Genomic DNA, 21947 nt, shown 5'->3' with positions numbered 1-21947 from the left:
TAAATGAGAAGAAATTGTTTGCTTCTAAGTTCACTGCTTATTACTAATCTACATGGAGGAAGAGAGTTTAGAAAGAAATCGACTACGAGCGTAGAAAGAGTTAAAAAATTCGCTCAGCTCTCCAATAATTCTAAAACATTATCCCTATCAAACCTTCATATTAGCGATCTTTCAGGATTGAAAGATTTAATTCCCGACGAATGTACATATTTAAATTTATCTAAAAATCATTTGAAAAACTGGGAACTAAAATCTTTTAAAGAAATCTTCTCTACCAAAGTAGAAACGATAAATTTAGAAGAAAACGATTTTACCAACATAACTGAAGATCAGTTAAAGCAGCTGAAAGAGTCATTTCCTCAATTAAATACGCTACTTCTCTCAAAAAAGCAAATGGCGCACTGGGATGCGATCCATCAAAAAGCCAAGCAGCTGAATATTTGGATAAAAACCTCAGGAAACGAGCGCCATCAATTACCTATTATTCCTTATATTTATTCCTCATCATATTATGGCGAAGAAGAACCATTTAGTAGCGACGGTCAACAAAGCCCAGAAAGCATCACGCTCAGCGACGAGGAAGAAACTGTTCCACTCCTAACCAATTCGACGTCAAGTGAGTCAAGCGATACCGACGATGAATAAAAACAATAAACCATCCCTGTTGTTTGTTACTTACGACGGAATAAGTAATTCCGTATTTGAAAGCCAAGTGCTCGAGCCATTGAAAAAATATCAAAACAATCACCCAGATTGCTCTATTCATATTATTTCATTCGAACGAGTTCCTAAAAAATTTGGAAACTATCACAGCCCATTCAAGCTCATCGTACTCAAAAAAATTCCGTACATTGGAAAGTTCAGTTTAATTCCTGCGATTATGCAATTAAAAAAAGTTCTCAAAAAATATACCAAATATTCTCTTATCGCTCGTGGGCCGTTAGCAGGATACATTTGCAAAAAAGCGGCGCAAAAAACCCGATGCGTAGATTTAACCATTCAAGCACGTGGATTATTGGCAGAAGAATATGCGTTCACGCACAAAGATATTCATTTTTTTACTAGAAGCTTGCACGCACTACGCACGCAATTGTATAAAAAACTAGAACACACTGCCTATGCACAAACAACCAATGACTTTCAGATTTCTATTGAAGCAGTAAGTACTGCGCTTAAAGATTATTTAATTAAAGAATACAAAGCGCCCGCGTTATCTATTTCAATCGCGCACGGAGATATTCCTTCTCAGATTTCTTCTGAAAAAAAAATCGCATGGAGAGGCACAACGCGTAGCCGACTTTTAATTGACCCACATGCAAAAGTATATTGCTATAATGGTTCTGCAAAGGCGTGGCAATGCCCGGAAGAAACGATTATCTATTTTAAAAAAATGCACGAGCTCAGTAGCGATTCATTTTTATTAATTCTAACTAACGAGCCAACCATCTTTGAGGCACTTTGCAAAAAAAATAGTCTTGCCGTAAATGCATATCGCATATTAAACGTAGCGCATAATGAAATCTACCAGTATTTGGCAGCAGCTGATGTTGGGATTATTGTGCGCGAACCACACATTATCAATTGGACTTCACGCCCAACTAAACTACTAGAATACCAAGCAGTTGGTTTACAAATTGTGCACAATAATACGATTGAAATGCTTGTAAAATAATTACAGTAACAATCCAGCAATAAGTGCCGATAATAAATTAGAAAGCGAACCGCCAAGTACCGCGACAAGCCCTAATTCGCAAAGCCATGGACGCTTTTCAGGAACTAATACGCCAATTCCGCCGATCTGAATCCCGATGCAAGAGAAATTAGAAAAGCCGCAAAGCGCGTACGTCATTATTATAACAAGACGATCAGATAATCCCATCTTCACCATTTCGCTATACGCGATCAGTTCATTGATGGTTACCTTTGTGCCCAAAAGTTGCCCTGCTTGCTGCGCTTCTGTTCCGGTAAAACCAAGTAAATAACCAAATGGCGCAAATACGTAAGAAAAAATATAGTTCAAACTTAGATGGGGCATACGAACGCCGACATCCGCTAAATAATAGTTAAGCGCTTCTGATCCAGATCCAAGAATAACGTTAATTAATGCAATGAGTGAAAGAAACGAGATCAGCATAGCGCCAACGTTTAAAGCTAGATACATTCCGTCTGTTGTACCAATCGCAAGCGCATCAAAAATAGTTTCGGTCGTACCCGCTATAGAAACTTGCGCACCACGCGATGTTTTAGGCTTTTCTTCTTCCGGATAAAGAATCTTTGCAATCAACATTGATCCAGGAATCGCCATCACGCTTGCGGTGAGTAAGTGCACCATTGGTACACCCATTTGACCAAAAACAGCAAGAATTGCGCCGCTCACCGTTCCCATTCCACTCACCATCACTACCATGATTTCAGATTTTGTCATGGTTGGTAAATAATTACGAATCAATAATGGCGCTTCTGTTTGCCCCAAAAAACTATTTGCTACGGCGCACAGTGTCTCAGCGCCAGATGTTCCCAAAAATGGTTGCACAACATGGCCAATCGCCCAAACAACGCGCTGGATAATACCCCAATGAAAAAGTGCAGCCATGAGTGCGCCAAAGAAAATAATAATTGGCAAAACCTTAACTGCAAAAATGAATCCCCATGCTTGAGACGGATCACCCAGATTGCCAAATACAAAAGAAACTCCCGCATCTGCACATTTGTACACAATGGTTACAATGTTTGCAATTGATTGAACAATGCGATGGCCAACCGATGTGCGAAGAGTAATGATGCCAATAATAAATTGCAGAACAAGGGCGTTAATAATTAATTTATAATTTATTGCACGGCGATTGCGCGAAAACAAGAACGCAATACCAAGTATCACGAAGATACCGATTAAATTCATGTATCGATTATATTCTAGAAGATAAGAAAACATGCAAGCTCCTGGGAGTAGAGAAAAGAGACTATTCTTCCAGTATAATGAAACTACTCAGGAGCTCAATCCCAAAAAATTATAAATCTCGACGACTAGCAAAATAAACTCCTAGAACGATTAACAGCACAAAAATCCCAATAGCTACTCCAAATTGAATTCCACGACTCAAATGATATGAATAACGCACAAAGTTGAAAACGATTGATAATACCGCTCCAAATATAAGACCAACCCCGACAAAATTAATTTTACGCGTTACTAAATAAGTACCAATCAAAAGAGCTAACACGCAAACAACGAGTGTGCCATAAAAATGAAATGATTCGTAAACTTGAATATCAAACTGGGGACGTGGATAGTACCATTCAAATCCGAGATAATTAATTACTGGAAACAAAAGACCGATTGCTAATGCAATTACGTTAAAAAGCAGATTCATTAATTCTCCTTAAAAATTTACAAGGAGAACTTATCTAATTAGATTGAAAAAAAACAAGAATTGTTAAATTGCTTTTGCGAGCGCTTTGCGCCGATCTTCTAGCCCTTTAGCTATCAGGGGCTGAATAATATCTTCAAGATCGCCTTCAATAACGCGATCCAACTTTTTGAGCGTCACTTCAACTTGGTGATCGGTAACGCGGTTTTGTGGAAAATTATACGTACGCACTTTTTCTGCACGCATACCGGTTCCCACCATCTCTTTTCGTTTATGACTTTCTTCAAGCTCTTGTTTTTCTCGTTGAGCCATTAAAAGCCGTGATTGGAGCATCTTCATCGCTTTTGCACGATTTTTATGCTGCGAGCGTTCCTCTTGGCATGCGACTGCGACGCCAGTTGGAATATGCGTTATGCGAACAGCAGATTCGGTTTTATTAACATGTTGCCCGCCTGCGCCGCCGGCTCTAAATGTATCGACGCGCAAATCTGCGGGGCTGATATTAAATTCTACTTCATCAGCTTCCGGAAGCACCGCCACTGTCGCCGTAGAGGTATGAACACGCCCTTGCGTTTCGGTTTTTGGTACACGTTGCACACGATGCACACCCGCTTCAAATTTTAAATGACCAAAAACACCATCACCTTGAATATGAAGGGTTACCTCTCGAATACCGCCCAAATCCGTTTCGCTCATATCCGCAAGAGAAACTTGCCATCCTTTTGATAATGCATAGTTTGTATACATTTTCATAAGATCAGCAGCAAAAAGCGCCGCTTCCTGGCCGCCAGTGCCTGCTCTAATTTCAAGAAACACTGAGCGATCATCAAGCGGATCTGGTGGATATAGAATATTTTCGAGTGATTGTTGTTCTTTTTTAAGCTGCTCTTCAAGAGAATGTAATTCTTCTTCAAAGAGCACTTTCATCTCAGCATCTTGGGTGGATGCCATTTCTTTTTGAGCAGAAGTTTTATCCGCTTCTATTGCTTCAATAGCTTTTTTTTTCTCAAGGAGATTCGAGAGCCGGGAATGCTCTTTCTGCATTTCTTGGCGCTGCGCATAATCAAGAGAAGGAGAAAGGAGCTGATTGCTCAGCTCCTCGTGTCTTTTTTTTAAGTCTTGCCAGGATAACTCCATAGCCGCTTATTTACCTTTTTTGAAACGCTTTTCGAATTTCTCAATACGGCCAGCTGTATCAACCAACTTTTGCGAACCGGTATAAAACGGATGGCAATGAGAGCAGATTGAAACGCTGATATCAGACGCAGTGGACATCGTTTTGAACGAGTATCCGCAAGCGCAGTGAGCTGTTACGTCATGAAGTTCTGGATGTAGTTCTTTTTTCATAATTTCTACCTGGAAATCTGAGGTTTTTTATTCACTGTCTTAGTATTGATCAAGTCTCTTTTTTTGTAAAGGCATTTACTTCGAACTGCCTTTTAGGATCTCTTAACTAACCTTAAGCATACATTGGATTTTCTATTTGTCAAATTTTTAATAATGCTTTGTGTAAAATTTGCCCAAAAAATTCTTTTTATTTCTCCAATTTTTCAGGACCAGGCAAAAAATTTGGGCTATGATATTTAACGCAATGGTCTTTAAAGCAAGTAAATTCGGGAAAGAAATATAAGCACTTTTTACAAGAGATTGCTTTTTTGTGTTCGATACCTTCATGAAAGCGTTTTACGTGCCAGCCATAGGCAGCCACGGACGCTATCTCTACAGCGATTGGGCAGATACCACAAGTCATTTGCTTGGGCCTGCTTGCGACTATTTGAGACCTAAACTTTTTTGTTATCTGCGCTACTTTTTCACTCTTTTCATTGTTTTGTTTTTCAAATAAAATTTTGGTTTCTTTTTGCTCAACAGTTTCAAATGCATATGGGTGTGCTGCTAGGAAATCATGAAACTGCTCCGGGTCCTGCTGAATATGCAATAAAAGATTTTCGTACAACTTTGTATCAACATTATTTGTTCTATTCTGGCCATCCATGCAACACAAAGGCGCAGAAAAGATTATTAGCCATGAAAAGAAATATTTTACGATATTCATCGATAATCTCCGCCCTAATGAGCGCCTAATAAGTTTCTATTTTTTACAGTGGTAACATAAATAAAGCCGCATTTTCTCAGATGAGCATCCATTGTTTTTAATCGTACCCCACAATGCTTGCATGGCTCGGCTTTGGTCAATACCGTTGTAACCGGAATATAGGGATAAAAATGTTGATAATCCGCAAGCCCATTAGGAGCAGGTAAGCGCTTTGCTTTTTTTTGAAAGATACTATCCCCCAGCTCTATCGATTCTGTAGAGCTTTCCAAAGAATCCTCAAACCAAGAATTTTCCATAGCTAATGAAGGTGCTGCTATAAGTAACATAATTAAGGGTAAAGAAATTTCCATTCAAACTGCCTTGATGCAATAAAAATCTAAATTCGTGACTAAATAGAGTAATCAACTACCCACCATGATGCTTTTTAATATGCTCGGATAACTTCATTATGCCTAAACAGCGATCGGAGCAGTATGGGCATTGCTTCAATCTCAATCTGATTTTTTTTTCATTGAAAACAACAGAATCAATTTGTTGATAATCATCTAATTGAAGCTTATCTTTTTGTGATTCATTTATTATTTGCGTCCAGTTTTGTTTCTCTGGTGATATTTTACCTTGCAAGCCCTTCAAAATAAGATAATCGGACTTCTTGGTATGTTTGTTTCGTTTCTTTTTTGCCTTAGGTTTTATTGAAGCATCGCTATTTTCTGTCGCTCTATCCAGGGCTACCAGGGGTTTGTTAAGGTCGCCCGCCTGCCCGTTATTAATCACATGCTTATCGCCCGGGAGCAAACCCTGAGCAGTTTCAGTAACTCGGTTAATCCATTCATCTACTTCAGCGTTGGACTTATCCATTGCATTTATCTGAAAAACTATCGCAAAAAAAAGCATCCCTATGAATATTTTTTTCATTAACCAACCCTTGTGTCATTTAATCTTGCATTTATGAATATCCAATGGCTTCAAAAGCCGAATCGTACTTTCCTTCTGATTACTAAAGAATATCACGCTTAAAGAAATTGGTCAAAAAAATAGATACAGATTGAATTATGATGCCTCATAATCGTGCATTTATAAAATAGCTTACTAGGAAATTTATACAAAATAGAAAACCCCCGACTCGCGGGGGCCAAGTTTTTTCCGGGGATATTCTAACGACCCAGAATTCTACGAAACTTAGATCACCTTCCCGCAACCATCAACGCTGGGGTCCTTCCTCCTCATCTACCTCAGGAATAGCGGCCAGGGAAGGAGTCCACGGCTGCGAATGATTTGCAGATGGAGGAAGTGGCACCCAGTTGATGCTTACTTGACCAGTAGCCGTTTGGGTGATTTGCGCTAGCTCAGTCACTCCCGTTTGTGGATTGATTCTCATAATGGGAGTAGCCTCCATACCTAACAAATATGCAGCGTTGACCAAAAGAGATGCAGCGAATACGATAATTCTATTTTTCATAGTAACCCGCTTAGAATTAAACCTTAAATTTTTTTTCGATTTTTTCCCATATTTCCCTTTTAGCGTCATATTTTTTTTTGGGATTGTTAAATTCATTTTGTAGTAATGGTAAAAGGTGCTCCTGATTATATTTCCTAAGGCTAGACTTAAGGTATGTACCTCTCCGCTTCGTAACTTTTCGTTTTGGTTGCTTTGGTGTTGTACCCGTTGATGGTTCTATACTCGATATTTCTCGCGAAGACAAACCAACAGGCGAGAACATATCCTCCCAATGACCAAGGTCGCTTTCAGGCCAGATATTTGACTCGAAGCATTTGCGTTCGAATTCTTGTTTTACAATTTCTAATTGTTCTGGGTTAAATAATTGATGAAATTTTGAGTGTGAAAAGTCATTCGGGTTGTCCATACAGATAATATTTATAGCTAGGAAAAGAGGAAACAACCTCAATAATATATTTTGCATACGGCGCCTTAAAAAATGTGTAATTTAGATAATTGATAACAACAAATATAGAGAATTCCTGTAAAACTTACGTCAAACCCAGAACTAACAATTTTGAGATGACTGCTCAGACATATAAAACGCGTGCCCTTACTGGACTTATTAGGGTGGGCAAACGTACATATATTTTTCAGATTATCTTGTTTTTTTCTTTAAATAAAGGGCTTTTTTCATCTCTAAAGAAAAAACGATCAATTAGAATACAAAGCCTTTTTTAATTTGCGGACCGCATATGCAATCGCATCCTTGGTTGGCGCAGTATCTTTTAATGGATCTAACATTGCAAAATCATGAACCGTGCCTTTTATCAATTTGAACTCGGTATTCACGCCCGCTTTTTGCAATTTTTCGGCATATGCCTTTCCCTCATCAAGAAGAACATCATTTTCATCGGTGATAATCAATGCAGGCGGCAAGCCATGTAGTTGTTTAATAGAAGCCCTCAAGGGAGAAACTGTCGGCATGCTTCGTTCAGTAATATGCGGCGCATAAGCATCCCAAAACCATTTCATAGCTTTTTTGGATAACCAGTAGCCATCAGCAAATTTATTATAAGATTGAGTATTAAAATCTGCATCGGTCACCGGATAGAAAAGAAGTTGATACACAAATGCTGGCCCACCCCTTTGCTTTGCCAATTGAGCTACAACGGTCGCCATCAGACCACCAACGCTATCGCCCGCGATTGCCATTCGTTTGGGATCGATTTGATACTTGGCAGCATTCTTTGCAAGGTAAGAAGCTGCTGAGTAAATCTGTTCTGTAGGAACAGGGTACTGGGCTTCAGGGGACGGAGTATAATTAATGAACGCGACAACAACATTTGCGTGATTTGCTATCTGTCGCACCAATCTATCGTGCGTATTTTTATTTCCCAGAATCCAGCCCCCTCCATGAACATAAACGACCGCAGGCAAAATACCTTTGCTGCCCTGTGGGCGTATTAATCTAACCGAAACCTCTTTGGTCGGGCCACCTTTAATAGTGATATCTTTTATGTCAGCGGGAATAGTGCCAACAGAACCCGCCTGAAGATCATCAAGCACTTTTCGTGCTTGCTCAACCGGCAACGTATAAATTGGCGGTCCATCATTCTTTGCTAAATTGCTTAAAAATTGAGCAACTTGAGGATCGAGGTTTTTATAATTACTGTTTTTTTCAACCCCACTCGCCGTATTGAACATTGAAAGCACGATAAAAACGGCAGCACCAATATGCAATGTGTTCATACGAATTCCTCACATTAAAATATTGTTATCACAAATTACCTTGATGCTAACAAAAAATTTCTTGCGAAGAAAACGATTAGAATTAACAAAGAGTGAAACGCTTACTATTCAACAAACGTTATTGCTTGGCCAATTTTAGCAGCACGCCCTGTTCTACCAATTCTATGGATGTAATCCTCATACGTTTCCGGCAGATCATAGTTAATAACGTGCGATACATCGTCAATATCAATACCGCGCGCAACCACGTCCGTTGCCAAAAGAATACGTACTTTGTCTTGCTTGAAAAGATCCAGTGATTTTTTTCTTTGCGATTGTGTTTTATCGCCATGAATTGCGACAACGTCAAATCCACGCTCACGCAGCATTTTTGCTAATTTATCGGTTGCTCGTTTTGTGCGTGAAAAAATAATAACCTTCTTGAACTCCGGCTTAATCAGAAGATCGTGAAGAAGTTCAATTTTGTTATTGTTGCCAATATGAAGTATATTTTGGTTTACATTTTCTGCAGATTGACGCGCCTGAATACGAATGGAAATAGGATCGCGTAAGAATGAATCCATTATTTTCTTTAGATCATTCGAAATAGTTGCCGAGAAAAATAATGAATGTCGCTTAGCTGGTAATTTCGAAATAATATATTTGATATCGTTAATGAATCCCATATCAAGCATTCTATCAACTTCATCAAGTACGATCGAAGTATAATTATTAAAATTGATGATGCGATTTTGTTCAAGATCCAATAATCTGCCTGGCGTTCCAATCACAAACTGTGGATTTTTTTTCAGCTTATCAATTTGAGCCATCATATTTGCACCGCCAATGCACAGCGCAGCATGAATGCCGGTTTTGCTTGCAAACAATCTCAGTTCTTCTAAAATCTGATCTGCTAATTCACGCGTTGGGGCAATAATTAATACGCGATTAGTTTTTTTTGTTAAAACATTATGAACCAATGGTATTAAAAACGAAGCAGTTTTTCCTGTTCCAGTATTTGCAGTTCCAATAACATCCTTGCCTTCCAAGATAACCGGGATCGCTTCATCTTGAATTGGCGTCGGATTTACATACCCTTTTGCAGCAACATTTTTTTTAATTTGCTCGTCGATTAAAAAATCGTTGAAGGTATTTTTAGGAACATAGGCAGGAGCTGAAGTTTGCTCTTCAACTTTTTTTATGAAAGCTGAGGGATCAAATTTTTTTATTGCTCTCTGAGGCCTGCCACCACCGCGCGAATGGCCACGAGATCCTTTATCTTTTGATGCGCCGCCCTTTTGCCAACTTTTTCTGAAATTTCCGTATTCTGACATAAATTCTCACAAAATCATTAAATTGTACCGTTGAGACTATTTTAATTCTAATTTTTCTGATCAGAAATGCATACATCGCAGAAAGAAATTGCCGTTAAAGAGCACTTTCAACTATAAGGAATGCCTAAATGGTTCGAAAATCCCAGGAGTGACTGTTTTTTTCGCTCAACTTTATCTATTGCAACCATAAAGAATTAGTATAGCGCTCTTTATTGCTTATACAAAGGGCTTCTTTACCAGAATAAATAACTACTTCATTTGCAACGCACATTAAATAGACTAAAATTACTCTTATGCTTTTTTGATAAATTAGTGCAAGCACACATAAACATTGATGAATCGTTCCCTCAAATTATGCATAAATCGATAAAGACCATCTGGGTTCTAACTACAAACTGAATTAATTGATTTTAACCATTCTTCATTGCTATTTTAAAAAAATCGTAGTTAGCAAAAAAGGGGGGCGATCTTTGAATCATTTGAGTCACGTAAAAACGGGCATCGCTTATTACATTGATACTATGGTTATCGATTATATACGGCGGCTCGGCAATGCAACCTCGCTAGGTTTATTACACCCGAAATGCCTCTTTTTTAAAGAGCCTTCGATAGACGGCATCATCGGTTATCGCATCGAAAGGGGTTGCCTCGTTGCTATTGGAGATCCGGTTTGCTCCTTGTCAGATAGAATGGCACTTGCACAAGCTTTTCAAGATTTTTGTAAAGACCAGAATAAAAAATCAATGTACGTCATGGTCTCTGAATCGTTTACTAATCAAATGTTGGATTGCTACAACGGATCAGCGTTTCAATTTGGAGATGAAATCATTATCGATCCAACGATCGATACTAAATCTCTCAGCGGCCGCAATGCTAGCCATTTACGGCAACGATATAGAAAAGCATTATCGAGCGGATTATCGTGCAATGAATACGATAATAATACCCCAGAAATAACACAAACGTTAACAGCTATAATGAAACGATGGACCGAAAACCGCAAAGGCCCGCAAATTTTTTTATTGCCATTGGAAGTTGCTTACGCATCAAGCAATCGATGGTTTTATGCAAAAAAAGATAATGAAATCGTCGCATTTCTCATGCTCAATCAAATAGGCGCACTTAATGGATGGGCACTCAATGGGACGATTATACTTACTCCCGAAGCACCAAAAGGTACCTCAGAACTTTTAATGATTTATACGCTTGAAACATTGCGCAATGAAGGATGTAATTGTCTTTCAATTGGGCCAGCGCTTTCAACCCAAATCGGCCGCATCGATGGATTTGGTTGGTTTTCCGAAATGCTTATTAAGTGCACATTAACGTCGGTACGAAACGTATTTAAAATGCATGAACGTCAAAGATTTTGGAAGAAATTCCAACCGCGCAAGGAACCATCGTTTCTCCTTTTTAACACCCCACGCGTTCGCTGGCAAGAGATTCATGCACTATTGCGTACGTTCAACGCCAGCATTTGATGATGCGCTTTGCGCGATAATGGTGGCAATCTGATCCATAATTTCTTCTTTATGCGATAACCAATGCTGAGACCATATTCTGTATACGTTCCATCCAAGTTTTTTTAATATTTCTTGCCGCATGCGATCGTTCATGCGAGCATTATACGATGAATGATACGATGGGCCATCGCATTCAATAGCCAATACGTATTTTTCAGAATTTTTCGGATCTACAATTGCAAGATCGATTTTAAATCCTGAAGCGCCAATTGCTCTATAAACAACATACCCTCTTTCTTCAAGAGTTTTTGCTACTTCATCTTCAAATGGCGTTTCAAAAATACTTACCTGATCTTTTTTTGCACCACGCAAATCAAATGATCTGGCGGAAGTTTGCGCATATTCTAAGTAATTTTTAAGCAATTGAGCACCGCGCGAATCATCATACAAGCGAATATCTGCACTGGTGATTGATGAGACGCAAATAAGCTCTTCTTTTGCGCGAGTTGCTGCAACGTTCAATCTTCGATAGCCGTGAACACCATTGAGCGGACCAAATCTATTATATACCTGCCCCGTCGATTTATCGCGCCCGTAACCAACAGAAAGTATAATGCAATCGCGCTCATCTCCTTGCACCGATTCTAAATTTTTAATAAAAAACGGCGATAGCTTTTCGCTTGATTCATCGAGTAGCGATTTGCATTCAGGATGTTCTTTCAACAATTGCTGTAATGCATCACGAATTGCGTTTTCCTGCGTTTTACTAAAACTAATAACGCCTAGCGTTTTAGCAGGTTCATTCTTCATTTTATCAATGCAGATTTGAGCCACCCGCACCGCTTCTCTTCTATTTATTCTGCCACCATCTTTTCCGCCATCAAACGTTCCATCCTGCACGTATTCAAATTTCACCGCATTATACGCTTTATGTGGATTTGGAAACGTTATGAGCTCGTCGTCATAAAAATGGTGATTCGAAAACGAAATTAAATCTTCATACTTACTGCGATAATGATACGAAAGCAACGAATGTGCTCCTGGCAATACTTCTTGCGCCGCCTGCAAAATACTTTCATAATCATTGTTAAACTCTTCATCGCTTTCTTCAATGCTATGCGGTGCTTGAAAGAAATCGGTCGGCGGCAACTGATTTTCATCACCAAAAATTACCACCTGCTTGGCGCGCGCAATCGCTCCAAGTGCATGCTCCACGCGCATCTGCGAAGCTTCATCAAAAATAACGACATCAAATTCTAATAGTCCAAAAGGAATATAGGAACTGACCGTAAGTGGACTCATCATCCAGCATGGTTTATAGTTTAGGAGCTCTGGGCCAATCTCTTGCACCAATTTGCGAATCGGCTTGTGCCTAATTTTAAGTTGGCTCTGATGAACAAGTTGTTTTTCAATCATTCCACTTTTTTTCTTTAATTTTTCTAATGCAGCTGCGTGAGCTGCTAAAATTCGTGCTGCGTTTTTTTCAAACGTTGCATGCTCTAATGTTTTAAAATCGACTACCGTTTGTTGATGTTCTTGCTGCGTGAATTTTTGTAATTCAGGAGTGCGTGCATAATAGGCATCAATCCATGCGCTCCACAGAGAGTGGGCAAATGCGGCAGCCGGATTTTTAATCTCAATATCTTTAGTTGCATCAAGAAACCATCCTTGCCCAAGTTGCTGCAATTGGCGCGCATAGTTTTGATAAGAGATCCATTGCTCGAGCCCACGCTTATCTTCGATTAATTTTTCAATTATCTGAATGCATTCTGCAAAAGAAAGCGGCGCTAGTTGGTCCGCCAATCGATTGGTGCCCACTACTTTTTCGAGATCGCTAGAAGTTTTTTCGTAATGCGTAAACCAATTTTCTAGTGATTTAATTTTTGGCCCACGCAGCATTTCTATTTTTTTGGTCAGATAAGTATAACGCTCTAATTGCCTCAGCAATTCGACATATTCTTGATGCCTCTTTAATGTTTGAGTTGCGCACCAATCTCTTATTTTTTTGCAATCACTATAATACGCTGAAGATACAAAACGAAAAACGCTTGCATAATTACTACTAAATCTGCGCGCGAGTTGGGAAATTCGCTTTGGATCTATTTTTTCAAAATCAATCCCTTTTTGCTCAAACGTTTTTTTGAGTACGTTTAATTCTTTGAGCGTACCGCACAATTGTGTGAGCGCATGCAAAGTTGTAATCGATTTATCATCCTCTACCAAAAGCTTTCCAGCGATCACGCACGATTTAAGCTCGTTTAACGCATGAAAATAATCGTCAGCAAAATGAGGAGAAAAATATTTTTTTGTGCACAAGTTCCAATAATAAAATTGCTCGCGCATGCGCAAAGGAAAAATTGGAGTCACTGCATTTAAAAGAACCATCGCTTGTTGATAGGTCGCACGGTCAATTTTAAGAGGATCGTTGCCGTTCCATTTAAATCGCGCATATTTATTTTCATTTTGGTAACGAGCTAATTGCCCGTGCACCCATTGAACCGATTGACCAAGTGGTTCAACTATCGTACCTAGCGTTTCAGCATATTCTTGTAATCGTTTAATTTTTTTTGCTCGTTGCGAAAATACACTTGATGCATGATTTTGTACTGGAAATTCTGCAACACTTTTTAATAGTGCTTCTCGATCCTCAATTATCGATCTTGCAAATGTTTTTTTGTCGGTACCATAATCAAATAATGATAAACATAATTTATGCAATCCTCGCTGCTTAAGGCGATCGAAAACAACCTGCAGTGCAACCTGCTTTTCACAAACAACTAAAACTCTTTTGCCCTGTGCTAAAAGATGAGCGATAGTATTTACGATAGTTTGACTTTTGCCAGTACCGGGCGGCCCTTGAATCGTGAGATGATTTTTATTCATCACATTTTGAATAACTGAAAGCTGACTTTTATCCGCATCCATGATGCTAAAATCTGTCGCTTCTCGCAAATGATCATCATAATTTTGATTATGAATATTGAGAGTTTTCTGCATTAATGGATCGTGCGAGCACAGGGCATTAATAACATCATGCTGTATAATCTTTTTTTTATGATCGTTCAGATCTTGGTAGATTTGCTGACCAGAAAAAAAGTAATGGCCAATTTGAATCTGATCGATGAGTTCAAAATCGACATGTAATTCTAAAAAAACTTTTCGAGCTTGTACAAGGAGTTTTTGGTATGCAGCATTTAGATTGCGCATTCCTTCTTCATTATCAAAAGTAAGCGGACTCGCATTATAGGTAGTCTCCAGCAAAAGGCTTACTGCTTTATTGAGTTGGACATCGCCAAACTCAGCATTATGCGTAATAACTGTTTTTTTCGGACTTTTCTTTTCTTTTATGAAGATCGGCAGCAAAAGCAGTGGGGCATTATATTCATGTTCGCCATTCGATTTTACAAATGAAGCGTTACTCCATTTAACTCTGCCAAAAGTCAAAAATAGGGTATGCAAACCGTGTTCTTCAAAATCACGTTTTGCAGCCAAACGCATCATATTAAGAAACTCTATCAGTTTTTCACCCTGAATGTTGGTTAAAGAACCTTCTGTTTCTCTTTTTTCTTCGTGCAAAAGCTCTTGATGCGAAAATTCGATCGATAAATTATCGAGCGCACCAAATTTATTGAGAAACGAGGGCAGATCATTCTTGAACGAAAGAAGCTTTGCACTTGTGGGTGTTTTAAGTAATCGATTACGGCGCGAAAGATCGACCGCTTTAAGCGAATATTCAAGCAATGTATTGAGACCGTTGTTCATAACAAACCCTTGGAAAGCACACAAAAAATAGGCTTTATCTTAAGAAAATTAAGCGTGTAATTGATCGGAATTAGTTAAAATTGATGTGCCATATCCAATACCCCCACCCAGAAGAAATCTGACGCTAAAAACCGAATCCATTTAATAAAAATACTTTAAATTAATATCTGTATTTTTATGGTATCATAATTGCGTTTTTTTGTAAATTGCCAACCACAGCCAAAAAACTATTTTTATTCTATATTTTCTATTTGAAAACAGCTAGGAGGCCAGATATGGAAACTTAAAGAATTCAGCCCCCCACATGGTTTACGGGGCGACAAGAAGAAATTACTCGACAGGAAAATTGAAATAGCTTTCAGGGTTATCTGCAGGAAATGGCTCATTCACCAAAGTAAAATGCCACCATTCATCCGCATAGTTTTCAAAACCGTGCTTTTCCATAGCTTTTTTTAAATAAGCTCTGCGTTCCTTAAATTCGGGCTCGATAAGATCATTTTCATAATGAGAAGCTTTATCAAATAAATCGAATGATGAGCCCATATCGAGGGTACCGTCATCTAGGATTGTTATGGTAAAACCATCTAGTAAAGTCCTTTGTTTTTCTCTGACCTCATGAAGCTTTTTATCAGTTTTTATCAAAGTTAGATCGACCGTGCTGCCTCTGCTGTGACTTGAAGGACCTCCGACGTATCCACATTCGAAAACATCCCCTTTACTTATTCGGGGGTAGTACCGAGATTTTGTCACCTGAGAATGAACATCCATGCCCCATTCAATAAAATGATCAACCGCTCGCTGAGGGCGATACGCATCGTAAACTACTAAACTATAGCCATCCTTCCTCACGTCTTCTTGAACTTTTTTTAAAGCATCAGCAGCTTGTTTTGTGAGAATCACGACAGACTTCATATAGCCAGCAAGCGTTTTCCCTACAAAGTTTTCATCAGAAAGGTAGCGCAAAGAAACTTGAATAGTTGGATCCACATCGTGCAAATAAACAAATTCTTTTGGCCGGACATTTGTTTGCACCATGGTAAAACAGGAAGCAAATCCAACTAAACAACTTAACGCTAAATACAAAAAAGATTTTTTTGGTTTGAAGAAAACCATCCAGAATCCTTTAATGAAATTAGATTAGAACGAAACGCCGACACCGCCTCTTAAATCAAGCCCGCCAACATTCATTTTTGTTCCATGATTCGATTGTCTTGGGAAAAGATAGCGAAATGCAGTTGTAAAATTAAGGCAACGGCCAACAGGATAATTAAATCCGATTTCAGCCTCGCCAATTCCCTTAACCTTATTTGAATGGCCCAAATAGCTTTCCTCTCCAATCCAAACAAATCCACCACCCAAAGAGGCATAAAGGCGCAAGCCGCTTTTAAAATCATGTATTTTACGCAGATAAAAAGTTACCGGTACTTCTTGCAAAAAGGTACGGCGTTTGAAAAACGTAGTGTGCCCCACCGCTAACCAATAACTTACTTTTGCGCCCAATGCCCAGCTTCGCCAACGATGATACGAGAAATCTGCAGTTACAATATTGCCCATTCCAGGGCCGTACACTTGATTAAAAGTGTGATCGCTCTGTTTGAAAACATACCCAGAAGAAAACGCTGCCATATAACATGCTTCTTGCATACAAAACGCATCACATAGACTGCTTTGCAATCGTAATGATGACGAAGCTAAGAATATAACAAGGAAAGCGGATACTATTTTTTTCATATTCAACTCTAATTTTTTGGTACAAATTTTCTTATTTTAACCACATTCTCTCAAGAATATCTAAGATGGTAACCGTATTTGATGTGTAGTTTGAAACGCATGCAAGTCTACCATCAGAAGATATTGCAATCGCGTTGGGCGATTGCCCCACGTCTAACGTCGGAGGAATTAACGTGTTAGTTTCTATATCAATAATATTAACGGTGCCCTGCCCAGCAGTTAAATCGGTAAAACTTGAGCCTGCATAAAGCGTATTATAATTTGTAACGTATGCGTAACGACCGTTTGGGCTAATGGCAATTCCCGATGGTTGTATTCCAACTTTTATGGTAACGATGATCGAATTTTTAGTTAAATCAACAACGCTCACCGTTGTGCCAAACGGGAAAAAATTATTGCTGCCAAAATTTGTTACATAAGCGAACTTACCGTTGGCCGTTAGTGCGATATAAAACGGCCCAGAAAAGCCTGGAATCGTTCCAATAACAGTATTAGTTGTCGTGTCTATAATACTCATCGTGCCGGTGCCGATATTGCCATCAACATAATTTACCGTATACACAAATCTTCCATCGGGGCTTATTGCCAATGCTGCAGGAGCTGCAGCAGGCGGTACAGGATTCAAGGTAATCGTCTGAATAATAGTATTTGTATCTAAACTTACAACGCTGACCGTATTTCCATTGCCACTGCCAACTCCCTCAGGCCCACCATAATTATTAACATAAGCGGTTCTCCCGTTCGGGGTGATGACAAATCCGGATGGCCCATCAAAACCGGTTATCATTCCGATATCAGTATTTGATGCAATATCAATAATGCTCACCGTGGTGCTATTACTATTGGTAACATATGCTTTTGTTCCAGCTGCATTGATGGTAATCGTATACGGTTGATTGAACGTAGCACTGAAAATAGTATCTTGAAGTAAAAAAGTTTCTAAATTGATAACGCTGACCGCATCTTGCCCGGTAAACGTATAATTATTATTATCCGCAACGTAGGCAAACTTATTATCCGGAGTGATTGCAAGCCCCGCAGGAGTTACACCTACAGGCACCGTTGCTAAAAGACGATCTGGGGAAATATATTTTGCATGTATCGGTGAAATAAGAAATAGAAAACTTAGAAAAAAATATTTTTGGATTTTTGCTCTCATCACATTCCACTCTCGAAAGAAAGTACGACAATTATTTTTGATCCATCGTAAAAATCATATCGGTTAAAGTCAACTTGGTATTTGAGTGATCTTGAAAATCCGCAATTGTTTAGATTTCTAAAAGATACTAAATTTAAAATATATAAAACTAACAACTATATTTTAGTTACAGAGGAATTCGATGCGCCGTTTATCACATTCCAGTGCAAAACCGTCACTTTATGATAAAGAATCTAAAACATACGATGCTTTCAATGAAGAGAATTCCAAAACAATAAATGAGTCGATTGAGAAATTGCTTAGAAAATACAAAAGAAAATCGGTGCTTGATTTAACGTGTGGCACTGGATCACAAGTTTTTTGGCTTGCAAAGAAAGGATACGAGGTTATTGGAGCAGATATAAACTCAAAAATGCTGAAAATTGCAAAAAGCAAAGCAAAACAACAAAAATTAGAGATAGAATTTTTCAAAAGCGATATGCGAACAGCGAATATCGGTAAATTTGACGCCGTTATCACGATATTTAACGCAGTAGGCCACCTTACAAAAAGCGATTTTGAACAAACAATACGCACTGTAAGCAACAATTTACAGCCTGACGGCTTATATATATTTGATATATTCAATGCACAGTACTTCCAGAAAGACAATAACATCACCAAGCTGACAATTGATTGGCAAAAAAAAGATCGCAACTCAACATCACGAATTATTCAATATAGTACGATAAATGAATCCGGCGTTTTATCTTCTTTTACAACTGAAATCCTTCAAAAAAATTCCGAACCTCTGAAGGTACGAAAGTACGCCATCACTCTTCAAATTTATTCATCTGATGAACTCAAAGAAATGCTGCATAGAAACGGTTTCAAAGTGATAAAAAAATGCGCAATTGACGGGTCAAGATTTGACGAAAATAAAACTGATAGAATTCTTATGGTAGCAAAAAAAATCTGATAATCATAAAGTTGAGCTTCTCGCCTCCTACTTCGTCTTAGATGAGCCGAGAGCTTGCTCATCAACTATTTCTTGTACTAAGATGCAGAATGATCAAAAGGCGAGGAGAATTATGATATTTTTTGATTCGGTATTATTGTACATCAAAGATTTTATCGCAGCCATCGGCGTCGTAGTAATCACTATTGGGGCAGTGCGCTCTGTTTATCAATTGTTTCAATTAGGCGATCGCAAAAAAAATATTGATGCCAACCAAATTCGTTTGCAATTTGGCAACAGCGTGATTCTTGGGCTTGAATTTATGGTGGGGGCAGATATTGTCGGCTCATTAGTGCAACCAGATTATTATAATTTAGGTTTGCTCGCGATTTTGGTACTTATTAGAACAATTCTCAGTTATTTTTTGAATATAGAACTTGAAGCATTAACGCCCCAGCAGCGCCAAGCGCTTAAATAGTTTCTTTTATTCATCCCCAGCCGAAGAACAATTTTATTCACCATACAATTTTGTTTTTAGAGTTCGATTTACTAAGTATCCTACTCCTATGCCACAAATACCTAACCCGATTTTCTTAAGGGAAATTGCATCTGGAATGCTCTTTTCACTTTTATACTTTTCAGCGCACTTGAGAGCATAGCGATCTTCAAGTGCTTTTATTTGGGCTCCAGCCTGATGGAGAATTATGCTTTCTTTGCTTTGATATTCTTTCTTTATCTAAATGAAACTTAAAAATATTATTTAGCTAGTTTTTTGTTTTTCTAGCTCTTTAAGAGCCTCTGGAGAATCTTGTAGAAGTGCATGTACGATTTCAGATTTACGCGCCTTTAACTGGTATTCAATATATGTCGATGATTCCCAGTATTCTTTGACATATTCTTTGATTGCACTATCGATCTTTACAATTAATTCGTTCGTTTCCATTTCTTTACCAGCTAAATTATTTACAATATCTGTTTTTTCAATAAAGTGGCCAAAATCACCCAATTTTTTATTTACAACATCTGCACTGGATATTTTATAAGCAAAATTTTGTGAATTTACACTTAATAATCCACACGCAATCAAGAAGCTATGCCGCATACTATCTCCCTATCATTTTTCATAAGTTGATAATCGGACTATACTAAGTGGGGATAGTTATTGCAAACCTTCAATAACTGCCCACATTCAAAACGAAGAACTTATCCACCATGTAGATAAAGAGAAGATAATGAAAATGAGGGTGTTAAATACGTTCTTATTAACTATTCAGTTTAATTTATATGCTCACTATCACGAAGAGCTTAGACTCGGCCTTATCCTTACTTCAATAGGTGTAATCAGCGCAAAATATACAGTAAGAAATGCTAAAGAATGGTGGCATCAACGAAATAACGCCAATGTGTTAGAACAAGAAATCATTAAACAAGGAGGAGAACTTGTAAATGAATTCATACATGATTATGCAAAAACGGAGCACCTTATCAAATTAAAATTCCCTGAAAAATGTTTATATAAAGATAGAATAAAAATGCAGCAAACATGGAACGAGTTATGTTCAGCTAAATATGCCCAGGACTTATCAGCAGACATTTTGATGTTCTCCATTCCATGCGGGATTCTGGGTGTAATTGGATGTGGACTGCTTTACGATTCGTTCAAGAAAATAGTTTTAAAATAAAAAGAGATTACGATAGCAAAGTATTTTAGCTATCGATGATAGTATAAAACTGGCGGAGCTGATGGGACTCGAACCCACGACCTTCCGCGTGACAGGCGGACGCTCTAACCAACTGAGCTACAGCTCCCTAAATAACCAAAGAGAAGTGGCTCCGCGGGCTGGACTCGAACCTTGCCCATAACAATTCTTTCTTTTACGCAGTAAAAGCTCATTATTTTTTAATATAAAATTTCACAGCCAATATTAATTTTTTTGTTCATAGCTTTCAACGTATGCGTTGTTTCATTGAATGACCCAATAGTAATTATATGCAAAAAAAATCTACAGGAGATTTAAATCATATAATTATATTTTAATATTTAGAGACTAATTTTTATCCTGCTTAAATTATCCTTTAAATTAGCGGTAATAATCCCCACAAGAATAAATTTCACATATTCAATGCTATTATCAAATAGCCATCAATTTAACGATAGACCTTACCCTTAAACAATTCTCTACCTATCTCTTAATTTCAACTTTAAAACATAATAAATTATTTCAATTATAAAAATTGACACATCGCTGGTGATCGCTACAATTGCTGGTGAAACGACTAGAAAGAAATAGCCAAAACGATTAAATCATACTTACATAGGAAGATAAAAATGCAAAACTATTTCAAGCAACCTCTCATTCTAATAATATTATTACCCCTTGCCTGCCAAGGAATGAATCAACAACAAACTATTAAACTTTCGTTGTTAGCTTCACATAAACTAGGCGCCGTTCAACTAGAGAAAGACGATAAAGGTTTTCATATTCTGCAAAACGGCAAAAAGACACCAGTCAATTCTTACGACGTAGATCCACTATTACGAAAAATGAATTGCGACCAGCTTAAAGCATTTCAAAAACATGGATATGTTACAGGAAAAAAATTAAGCAACGGCGAATATACTATTAAGGCGCATGTTCGCGGCAAAGGCGGCGGAATCGGCGGAGCTTCAGCTGGTTTTTATTTAGGAAAATTTTCTGTGTATTTTGTTGGTCATGGCGCCATTCTTATAGCAGCTGCTTGCACAGGCCCTGCCTTCCCAGTAACTTTTAAAGCATTAGAACTAACTCTAAGCCCAGCTATCGAAGCTGCCAGCAATACAGTAGCGATTGGATGTGGTGTTATAGGTGGAACAGCTACAGGGCCTGTTTAAATATGAATATAGATGGTAAGCGTCGAGCTAGATTTAAGCAGAATCTGTTGGCGATCTTATATTTATCCGTCATCCAGACATGGTTGAACTTCAACTTCC

23 protein-coding genes and 1 tRNA gene are annotated in these 21947 nt (G+C 38.3%); 7 read left to right on the top strand and 17 right to left on the bottom strand.

What is annotated here, in order from left to right; genetic code table 11:
- The first annotated feature begins 3 nt into the window (after positions 1–3).
- Together VHO47_02205 and VHO47_02200 are read left to right on the top strand one after the other, a co-directional pair.
- Positions 4–645, top strand: coding sequence for a hypothetical protein (locus VHO47_02205; protein ID HEX2977908.1), 642 nt, complete (start codon positions 4–6; stop codon positions 643–645).
- Complete coding sequence (locus tag VHO47_02200; GenBank protein ID HEX2977907.1) at positions 638–1672, top strand: hypothetical protein; 1035 nt, start codon at positions 638–640, stop codon at positions 1670–1672. The genes VHO47_02205 and VHO47_02200 overlap by 8 nt, the downstream gene beginning before the upstream one ends.
- Here VHO47_02200 and VHO47_02195 read toward each other — a convergent pair whose 3' ends face one another.
- The 11 genes from VHO47_02195 to VHO47_02145 all read right to left on the bottom strand — a co-directional run bounded on the left by VHO47_02195 (position 1673) and on the right by VHO47_02145 (position 9924).
- Entirely contained in the window at positions 1673–2932 is a 1260-nt protein-coding gene (locus VHO47_02195) for a nucleoside transporter C-terminal domain-containing protein (GenBank protein HEX2977906.1), read from the bottom strand.
- A gap of 76 nt (positions 2933–3008) precedes the next feature.
- Entirely contained in the window at positions 3009–3371 is a 363-nt protein-coding gene (locus VHO47_02190; protein ID HEX2977905.1) for a hypothetical protein, read from the bottom strand.
- A gap of 63 nt (positions 3372–3434) precedes the next feature.
- Positions 3435–4505 (bottom strand): peptide chain release factor 1, encoded by a 1071-nt coding sequence (gene prfA / locus VHO47_02185; GenBank protein ID HEX2977904.1) that lies wholly within the window; start codon positions 4503–4505, stop codon positions 3435–3437.
- Positions 4506–4511: 6 nt separating this feature from the next.
- Positions 4512–4715, bottom strand: a complete 204-nt coding sequence (rpmE, locus tag VHO47_02180) for a 50S ribosomal protein L31 (protein ID HEX2977903.1) — start codon at positions 4713–4715, stop codon at positions 4512–4514.
- Positions 4716–4902: 187 nt separating this feature from the next.
- The gene (locus VHO47_02175) at positions 4903–5421 is read right to left on the bottom strand and encodes a hypothetical protein (protein HEX2977902.1); all 519 of its coding nucleotides are present in this window, start codon (positions 5419–5421) and stop codon (positions 4903–4905) included.
- A 14-nt stretch (positions 5422–5435) separates the two neighbouring features.
- Entirely contained in the window at positions 5436–5771 is a 336-nt protein-coding gene (locus VHO47_02170) for a hypothetical protein (protein ID HEX2977901.1), read from the bottom strand.
- Between the two features lie 55 nt (positions 5772–5826).
- The gene (locus VHO47_02165; GenBank protein ID HEX2977900.1) at positions 5827–6336 is read right to left on the bottom strand and encodes a hypothetical protein; all 510 of its coding nucleotides are present in this window, start codon (positions 6334–6336) and stop codon (positions 5827–5829) included.
- Positions 6337–6622: 286 nt separating this feature from the next.
- Entirely contained in the window at positions 6623–6799 is a 177-nt protein-coding gene (locus tag VHO47_02160; GenBank protein HEX2977899.1) for a hypothetical protein, read from the bottom strand.
- Positions 6800–6896: 97 nt separating this feature from the next.
- Positions 6897–7343 carry a hypothetical protein gene (locus tag VHO47_02155; protein HEX2977898.1) on the bottom strand — a complete coding sequence of 149 codons (447 nt, stop codon included), beginning with the start codon at positions 7341–7343 and terminating at the stop codon, positions 6897–6899.
- A 230-nt stretch (positions 7344–7573) separates the two neighbouring features.
- Positions 7574–8611: an alpha/beta hydrolase gene (locus tag VHO47_02150; protein ID HEX2977897.1), complete on the bottom strand. Its 1038-nt coding sequence runs from the start codon at positions 8609–8611 to the stop codon at positions 7574–7576.
- A gap of 104 nt (positions 8612–8715) precedes the next feature.
- Positions 8716–9924: a DEAD/DEAH box helicase gene (locus VHO47_02145; protein HEX2977896.1), complete on the bottom strand. Its 1209-nt coding sequence runs from the start codon at positions 9922–9924 to the stop codon at positions 8716–8718.
- Positions 9925–10394: 470 nt separating this feature from the next.
- Between VHO47_02145 and VHO47_02140 the strand changes: the two genes are divergently transcribed.
- The gene (locus VHO47_02140) at positions 10395–11405 is read left to right on the top strand and encodes a DUF2156 domain-containing protein (protein ID HEX2977895.1); all 1011 of its coding nucleotides are present in this window, start codon (positions 10395–10397) and stop codon (positions 11403–11405) included.
- Here VHO47_02140 and VHO47_02135 read toward each other — a convergent pair.
- The 4 genes from VHO47_02135 to VHO47_02120 form a co-directional block, all read right to left on the bottom strand.
- The gene (locus VHO47_02135) at positions 11376–15149 is read right to left on the bottom strand and encodes an AAA domain-containing protein (protein HEX2977894.1); all 3774 of its coding nucleotides are present in this window, start codon (positions 15147–15149) and stop codon (positions 11376–11378) included. The two genes, VHO47_02140 and VHO47_02135, sit on opposite strands and share 30 nt — an antisense overlap.
- A gap of 330 nt (positions 15150–15479) precedes the next feature.
- Positions 15480–16262 carry a M15 family metallopeptidase gene (locus tag VHO47_02130; protein HEX2977893.1) on the bottom strand — a complete coding sequence of 261 codons (783 nt, stop codon included), beginning with the start codon at positions 16260–16262 and terminating at the stop codon, positions 15480–15482.
- 24 nt (positions 16263–16286) lie between these two features.
- Positions 16287–16880: a hypothetical protein gene (locus VHO47_02125; protein ID HEX2977892.1), complete on the bottom strand. Its 594-nt coding sequence runs from the start codon at positions 16878–16880 to the stop codon at positions 16287–16289.
- A 31-nt stretch (positions 16881–16911) separates the two neighbouring features.
- Positions 16912–18039, bottom strand: coding sequence for a YncE family protein (locus tag VHO47_02120; protein ID HEX2977891.1), 1128 nt, complete (start codon positions 18037–18039; stop codon positions 16912–16914).
- Positions 18040–18220: 181 nt separating this feature from the next.
- Between VHO47_02120 and VHO47_02115 the strand changes: the two genes are divergently transcribed.
- Together VHO47_02115 and VHO47_02110 are read left to right on the top strand one after the other, a co-directional pair.
- The gene (locus VHO47_02115) at positions 18221–18997 is read left to right on the top strand and encodes a methyltransferase domain-containing protein (GenBank protein ID HEX2977890.1); all 777 of its coding nucleotides are present in this window, start codon (positions 18221–18223) and stop codon (positions 18995–18997) included.
- A 112-nt stretch (positions 18998–19109) separates the two neighbouring features.
- Positions 19110–19454, top strand: coding sequence for a DUF1622 domain-containing protein (locus VHO47_02110; protein ID HEX2977889.1), 345 nt, complete (start codon positions 19110–19112; stop codon positions 19452–19454).
- Positions 19455–19736: 282 nt separating this feature from the next.
- Here the strand turns inward: VHO47_02110 and VHO47_02105 are convergent, their stop codons facing one another.
- A complete protein-coding gene (locus tag VHO47_02105; protein ID HEX2977888.1) occupies positions 19737–20078 on the bottom strand; it encodes a hypothetical protein in 342 nt (113 codons plus the stop codon).
- A gap of 130 nt (positions 20079–20208) precedes the next feature.
- Between VHO47_02105 and VHO47_02100 the strand changes: the two genes are divergently transcribed.
- Entirely contained in the window at positions 20209–20658 is a 450-nt protein-coding gene (locus tag VHO47_02100) for a hypothetical protein (protein ID HEX2977887.1), read from the top strand.
- Between the two features lie 50 nt (positions 20659–20708).
- On the opposite strand, the gene VHO47_02095 is transcribed toward VHO47_02100, so the two are convergent.
- A tRNA-Asp gene (locus tag VHO47_02095) sits at positions 20709–20785 on the bottom strand.
- A gap of 520 nt (positions 20786–21305) precedes the next feature.
- On the opposite strand from VHO47_02095, the gene VHO47_02090 reads away from it, so the two are divergent.
- Positions 21306–21848 (top strand): hypothetical protein, encoded by a 543-nt coding sequence (locus VHO47_02090; protein ID HEX2977886.1) that lies wholly within the window; start codon positions 21306–21308, stop codon positions 21846–21848.
- The last annotated feature ends 99 nt before the right edge of the window (positions 21849–21947 follow it).

It is taken from the genome of Candidatus Babeliales bacterium, from assembly GCA_036260945.1.
In the GTDB taxonomy this organism is placed as follows: domain Bacteria; phylum Babelota; class Babeliae; order Babelales; family JACPOV01; genus JACPOV01.
The sequence above is the reverse complement of the archived record's forward strand: the minus strand, read 5'-3'. Positions and strand labels throughout refer to the sequence as shown.